Source organism: uncultured Nevskia sp., assembly GCF_903885465.1.
Lineage (GTDB): Bacteria > Pseudomonadota > Gammaproteobacteria > Nevskiales > Nevskiaceae > Nevskia.
Genome location: NZ_CAISIQ010000492.1, coordinates 1 through 6,995, shown reverse-complemented (window position 1 = coordinate 6,995; position 6,995 = coordinate 1). Strand labels below are relative to the sequence as shown.

Below are 6,995 nucleotides of genomic sequence, written 5' to 3'. Positions count from 1 at the left end.
GCACTCGCTGCGCTCGCCACCCCTCTCTCTAACTCTCTCCCGCAAAGGGAGAGAGGACGGGCTCAAGCCAGCCTTGAGCCTTGTCATTGATTAAACCGAAAACGCGCTAGCGCGCTAGCAGATTTAGCGCTCGCGCTCGCGCCAGAGCAGCCGAGCGGCTCGACACGCCGAGCTTGGTGTACAGGTTGTAGAGATGCCATTTCACCGTCGCCACCGACAGGTTCAGACGGTCCGCGAGTTGCTGGTTCGACAGCCCGGCTTCGATCAGGCTGAGCAGCTGCAGCTCGCGGGCGGTCGGTGTTTCCAGCAGCGGGTTGTCGCCCTGCAGCTGATCGAGGTGATCGACGAGGAAGGAGTTGGTCAGCGGCAGGCCATTGCAGATTTCGAAGAAGAACTTGCGCTCCTCGTCCAGCGCGAAGCCCCAGGCCGTTGCCTTGGTTTCGTTGACCAGGCCGGCGATGGTTTCGGCGCGATCCCGAAACGGCCGGACGATGCGCCGGCGCGCCGCCAGGCCGATTGCGCGAACGAAATGCCGTGCCGCCGGCTGCGGGTTGTGCGAGCAGATCGCGATGGTCGTTTCCGCCAGCGCCAGCTCGACCAGCCGGGCGATGCGGCCATCCTGCTTGGCCAGCCGGGTTTCTTCGGCGATCAGGGTTTCGGCCTGACGCAACTGGCCGGCAGCGATCAGCAGTTCGATTTCGGCGGCGGCGTACAGCTCGCGGACTCGGGGGTTGTCGATGCCTTCGATCGCCGGCAGCCGGCGCTCGGCATTGAGCGTGATGCCGAGACCGATCTGCGCCGCTTCGGTCAGCGCTTCGCCCAGCCGACCGAGACGCACCAGACGCTGGACGATCAGGCAGGACAGCATCAGCGCCAGCCGCGGCGGATAGCCGGAGGCGATCTCGCGCAGCTGTGTGATCGATACCGGATCATCAGGCCGGCCTGACCACAGTTTCAGCGCTGCATCGAACCCGACTGCCGCGGTATCGACGATGCCGTGGGTATGCGCCCAGTGCAGGCCCTGGGCGAGCAGGCCGCGCGCCTCTTCGTCCTGGCCCATCTCGACTGCGCACTTGGCGCCGACCAGCGCGATCGTGCGGGTGATGCCGGCGTTTTCGCCGAGCGCGACGCGGCTGCGGGCGAGGGCGGCGAGGAGATCGTTGTGGACGGCAGCGAAGTCCCCTTCGAAGATGCTGATCATCGCCGTCAGCATCGAGACCCAGCCGATGCCGTAGGCGCTGCGCGACTGGGCGATCGCCGCTTGCGCCGTGCGCATCACCTGCCGGGCTTCGACGAAGCGGTGGACGCTGCTCAGCGAGATGCCGGCAGCGCTGGCGACGGTCGCCACATTGAACGGATCGTCGGCACCGATGCCGGCCAGCCAGGCGTTGGCGAGGCGATGCGCATCGACCAGGCGATCGGTATAGGTATCGACGCAGGCGCGGATCACTTCGGTGCGGCGCTTGAGATCCGCCATCTGCGCCGGATCGCGGCCGGCTTTCTGCTCGCGCTCCACCCGTTGAGTCAGGCGCTCGTTCTGCAGCCGTGCGGTGTCGTAGCGGCGATGGAAGACCAGCGCCCAGACGTACCAGAAGTAGGCTTCCCAGCCGACCTCATGACCGCCCGCGTGCAGTTGCTCGATCCAGTCGATGTACTGGCGAAGATCGCCGCGGTCGCGGACGAACAAGGCGGCGACACGCTCCAGCATCGCCGTTGCCAGCGCTGCCGAACCGGCCTGCAGCGCGTAGTCGATCGCATCCTGCCAGTGGCCGCCGCGCTCGCTCCATTCGGCTGCGCGTTCCAGCACCTGATGGCGGCGCTCGGTGCTCAGGGTGCGCTGGCCTTCCTCGATCAGGAATTCGCGGAACAGGCCGTGAAGGCGATACCAGCTGCGGTTGCGATCGAGCGGGATCACGAACACGTTGCGGCGTAGCAACAGGGCCAGATGCTTGGCGGCATTGTCGTCGCCGGTGGCGTGGCCGCAAAGCTCGGCGCAGAAGCTGCGCAGCGGTGCGATTTCGAGCAGGAACTGCCGCGCCTCAGGCGTGAAATCAGCCAGCACCTGGCGGTTCAGCAAGTCCGACAAATCCTCGTCGGCGCCGGAAAAACGCTCCAGCGCTTCCAGCGGCCGTTCTGCCGCGGACAGGATGATCTGGGTCAGGCGCACCGCCGCCGGCCAGCCCTCGGTCTGACGGACGATGCTGTCGACCGCCTCCGATCCCAGCTGCGCGCACAACTCCGGGCCGAGCAGGCTGCGCACCTCGGCCGGCCGCAGGCTCAGCTCGGCATAGCCGACTTCGCGCAAGCGGCCTTCGAGCTTGGCGCGGGCCAGATTCATCGGCAGCTGCTCGGTGCTCGACAGGATGAAATGCACCGACGATGGCGTGCGGAACACCAGGCGATCGAGCAGGGTGCCGAGCGTCTCGTCGGCGCAGTAGCCGAGGTTGTCGATGAAGATCAAGGTTGGATCAGGCAGCCGGGCCACGGCTTCGAGCACGGCGTCGATGCGGCCTTCCATCGGCTCGTCGCCGCGGGTCAGGTGCTGGACCGGATCGAGCTCGGCCTGATGGGCGTCGAGGCTGTCTTCGAGCAGATGGACGACTCGTTCCAGCGTCGTGTCGCGGTCATCGAGCGCGATCCAGCGGCTGTGCATGCCGCGCGCGGTGACATGCTTGTAGAGCGCCGTCGAGAACACGGTTTTGCCGTAACCGGTCGGCGCGACCACGGTCACCACCTTCGGCAGCGGCAGGTCGTCGCGGGTCAGTTCCTCGACCAGCCGGGTCGGCACCAACGCGAACGCGAAGCTCGGTGGCTCCAGGCGTCCTGCTTTTGCTCCTCTCGCCTTGCGGGCGGGCATCTTGAGGTCGTTGGCCACCGGACCTGCCCTTATCGGTATGGTCCGGGGATTGTAACGTTGGCGCGATCCGATCGGCCTGCGCGTTGGCTTCAACGACGACGTTAGGGCGGCCCATGGCCGCCGGCTACCCTCACCGATAAGGGTGCATGTCGGGCGCGGCCCGACCTACGAATGCTCGCGCAGACTGGAAAAATCCAGCGCGCCGTGACCGGCCTCGCTGTGCTGCCGATACAACTCGCGAGCCAGCGTACCGAGGGCGATCGGCGCCTGTGCCGTCTCGGCGGCTTCGGCGGCAAGACCGAGATCCTTGAGCATCAGATCGCTGCCGAAACCGCCGGCGTAGCCGCGCGAAGCCGGTGCCGTCTCCATGACGCCGGGCCAGGGGTTGTAGACCTCCAAGGTCCAGTTGCGGCCCGAGCTTTTCGCCATGATTTCGGACAGCACCTTGGCATCGACGCCGCTGGCGACACCGAGATTGATCGCTTCGATGGTGCCGATCATCTGCACGCCGAGCAGCATGTTGTTGCAGATCTTGGCGACCTGGCCGGCACCGCTGCCGCCAGCGTGGAAGATGTTCTTGCCCATCGCACTCAAGGCCGGCCGCGCGCGTTCCAGCGCTTCCGCCGTGCCACCGACGATGAAGGTCAAGGTGCCGGCCGTGGCGCCACCGGTGCCGCCGGAGACCGGAGCATCGATCATCGTGTAGCCTCGCGCCGTCGCCGCTGCGGCGACATCGCGCGCGGCATCGGCAGCGATGGTGCTGCAGTCGATCAGCAACGCGCCGGCCTTCGCCGAGGCGAGCACGCCGGCATCACCCAGATACAGCGAGCGAACATGCTTGCTGGCCGGCAGCATGGTGATGACGATCTCGGCGTTGGCGACTGCATCGGCGGGGCTGCTGGCGACTTGCGCGCCGGCTTCGGCGAGGCGACGCAGCGGCTCGGCCGCGAGGTCGAACACGCGCAAGCCGAAGCCGGCTTTCAGCAGATTCAAAGCCATCGGCGCGCCCATGTTGCCGAGGCCGATGAATGCGATTGTGGTCATGGGTGAACTCCTGAATTCGGGAAGATGCTTCGGAAGAGGGGCAAACATCAAAATCCCGTCATGCCCGCGCAGGCGGGCATCCAGTTTTGGCCGTAGCGCACCGCTTCAGAACTGGATTCCCGCCTGCGCGGGAATGACGGGTGCTTGCAGAATGTTGTGAGAAAAATGCGCTAGAGATCGGCCAGCGGATGCACGCCTTCCGGCCAGACCGGCGCCACGAAATGCCCATCGACATGAGCCTGCGTCACCGCCGCCCAGCGTGGTGCGTTGTCCTTGTCGACCAGCAGTGCCCGCACGCCTTCGGCGAAATCAGGCTGTGCGCAGCACTGCAGCGCGACGATCAGTTCGAGGCGGAACACTTCGGCCAGCGACAGAGCCGCGCCACGCTGGTACAGCGCCCAGATCAGCGCAGCCGTCGTCGGCGAGCCGGCCTTCAGTGCAGCAGCAGCGCGGCGCAACCAGCTGTCTTCACCGGTGTAGCCGGTGATGGCGTCGATCACGGCGGCCAGCGAATCACTCGCACACAGGCTGGCGATCAAGGCCGCGTGCTCTTCCAGCTTCGAGGCTGGCAACGCGTCTACGGCCTGGGCCGAAAAGCTTTCGAGCTGTGCACCAAGCAGGTTGCGATCCAGCGCTACGTCACCGGTCCATTCGGCAGACGACAGCGCCGCGAAGATCGCCTCGCGATCAGCCGCGCGCACGAAGTGATCGGCGAGCTTGGCGCGCAGCAGATCGTGGCCGTTCAGTGAGGCGCCGGTCAGGGCGACGAACAGGCCGCTGCGGCCCGGCATCCGCGGCAGGAACCAGCTGCCGCCGACATCCGGGAACAGGCCGATGGTGATTTCCGGCATCGCCACCCGCGAGGTTTCAGTGACCACTCTATGGCTGGCACCGGCGAACAGGCCGAGGCCGCCGCCCATGACGATGCCGCTGCCCCAGACCAGGAACGGCTTCGGGTAGTGGTGGATGAAATGGTCGAGCCGGTATTCCTCGGCGAAGAACGGACACGTGTCCGGATTCGGCAGGCTGGCCGGATGACGGCGCATTGCGTCGTACAGGCTGCGCACATCACCGCCGGCGCAGAAGGCTTTCTCGCCGGCGCCGTGGAGCACGACGCAGGCGATGGCCGGATCATTGGCCCATGTGCGCAACTGCGCATCGAGCAGGCGAATCATCGGCAGGCTCAGCGCGTTCAGCGATTTCTCGCTGTTCAGAGTCGCGTAGCCGATCTTCTTGCCGTTGGCTGTCGCGGCCTCGCGGAACAGCACCGGTGCTGCCAATGAGCTTGATTGGGCCAGGTTTGCGGAATCAGCCATTGCACCACTCCGCCTTGCGCTTTTCGAGGAAGGCATTGACGCCTTCCTTCTGATCGAGCGTGTCGAACAGATCGACGAAAGCTTCGCGCTCCACCGGCAGCACCTGCTTCAAGGGCACGCCGCGCGTGCTCTGGATCAGGGTCTTGCAGATCGCAACACTGGTCGGGCTCTGCTTCGCGGTTGCTTCGGCGAGCTTCAGCGCGGCCTCCAGCGCGGTGCCGGTCGGCACCACCTGTTCGACCAAGCCGATGTCCTTCGCAGTCGCCGCGTCGATGCGCTCGCCGCAGAGAATCATCCGCTTCGCCCAGCCTTCACCGACCAGGGCCGCGAGGTTCTGGGTGCCGCCGGCGCAGGGCAAGAGCCCGACCGTCGCTTCCGGCAGCGCCAGCTGCGCCTGGGTTTCGGCGATGCGGATATCGCAGGCCAGCGCGCATTCCAGACCGCCGCCCATCGCGAAGCCATTGATCGCGGCGATGCTGACGCCACGGAAGGCGCTGAGCGTTTCGAAGGCTTCGCCGAAGCGGCGCGCCATGTCACGGGCGCGGGCCTTGTCGCCATCGGCGAACAGCTTGAGATCGGCGCCGGCCGAGAAGAACTTGGCGCCGTCGCCAGTGATCACCAGCGCGTAGATGTCGCGGTCGGCATTCAGATCGAGCACCAGAGCTTTCAGCGCTGCGAGGCTGTCGGCGGTCCAGGTATGAGCCGGCGGATTGTTCAGCGTGACGATGGCGGTGTGGCCACGCTTTTCGAGTTTCAGATTGGTGTAGCTCGTGTCGCTGGGGCTGCTCATCGCAATATCTCCGGTGCGCCTTCGCGCAAGATGGCGCGGGCCACGATGACCCGCATGATGTCGTTGGTGCCTTCGAGAATCTGGTGCACGCGGCTGTCGCGCACGTGCCGTTCCAGCGGGTATTCGCGGCTGTAGCCGTAGCCGCCGTGCAGTTGCAGCGCCTGGTTGGCGACTTCGAAACCGATGTCGGTGGCATGGCGCTTGGCCATTGCGCAGTAGGTGCTGGCGTCCGGGCTGCCGCTGTCCAGCATCCAGGCCGCCAGCCGTACCATCTGCCGCGCCGACACCAGGTCGATCAGCATGTCGGCAAGCCGGAACTGCAAGCCTTGGAACTGGGAAAGCGTCTGCCCGAACTGCTTGCGGGTGTTCAGATGGGCCTGCGCCCGATCAAGCGCCGACTGCGCGGTGCCGACCGAACAGGTGGCGATGTTGATGCGGCCGCCGTCCAACGCTTTCATCGCGATCTGGAAGCCTTCGCCCTCCACGCCCAGGCGATTACCTTCCGGCACTTCGACGTTGTCGAAGCTGATCGCCCGCGTCGGCTGGCTGTTCCAGCCCATCTTGTGTTCCTTCTTGCCGTAGCGGATGCCCGGTGCGTCGGCCGGCACGGCGAAGGTCGAGATGCCCTTGGCGCCACCGCAGCCGGTGCGAGCGAAGACCACCAGCAGATTGGTCGCGCCAGCGCCGGAGATGAACACCTTGCTGCCGTTCAGCACGTACTTGTCGCCGCGCTTTTCGGCGCGGGTTTTCAGCGATGCGGCATCGGAGCCGGCATCCGGTTCGGTCAGGCAGTAGCTGCCCAGCGCTTCGCCGCGTGCCAGCCTTGGCACCCACTCGTCACGGATGCCGGGCTGCGCCCAGCGCGCGACCATCCAGCAGACCATGTTGTGGATGGTGATGTAGGCCGCGGTGCTGGTGCAGCCGGCGGCGAGTTCTTCGAGGATGATCGACGCATCGAGCCGGGTGAGGCCCAGGCCGCCGAGCGCTT

Annotated in this window: 5 protein-coding genes; all 5 read right to left on the bottom strand. The window is 66.2% G+C overall.

Annotation, left to right across the window (positions count from 1 at the left end; genetic code table 11):
* Nucleotides 1-106: 106 nt before the first annotated feature.
* Nucleotides 107-2,875: a LuxR C-terminal-related transcriptional regulator gene (locus tag QZY06_RS19050; RefSeq protein ID WP_295687086.1), complete on the bottom strand. Its 2,769-nt coding sequence runs from the start codon at nucleotides 2,873-2,875 to the stop codon at nucleotides 107-109.
* A gap of 147 nt (nucleotides 2,876-3,022) precedes the next feature.
* On the bottom strand, nucleotides 3,023-3,901 hold the full coding sequence (gene mmsB / locus QZY06_RS19045; RefSeq protein WP_295687083.1) for a 3-hydroxyisobutyrate dehydrogenase: 879 nt from the start codon (nucleotides 3,899-3,901) through the stop codon (nucleotides 3,023-3,025).
* 170 nt (nucleotides 3,902-4,071) lie between these two features.
* Nucleotides 4,072-5,217, bottom strand: coding sequence for an enoyl-CoA hydratase/isomerase family protein (locus QZY06_RS19040; RefSeq protein WP_295687081.1), 1,146 nt, complete (start codon nucleotides 5,215-5,217; stop codon nucleotides 4,072-4,074).
* On the bottom strand, nucleotides 5,210-6,007 hold the full coding sequence (locus QZY06_RS19035; protein WP_295687080.1) for an enoyl-CoA hydratase: 798 nt from the start codon (nucleotides 6,005-6,007) through the stop codon (nucleotides 5,210-5,212). Before QZY06_RS19035 ends, QZY06_RS19040 begins: the two co-directional genes overlap by 8 nt.
* A partial coding sequence (locus QZY06_RS19030) for an acyl-CoA dehydrogenase family protein (RefSeq protein WP_295687078.1) occupies nucleotides 6,004-6,995 on the bottom strand: 992 nt, incomplete at its 5' end. The genes QZY06_RS19035 and QZY06_RS19030, both read right to left, overlap by 4 nt.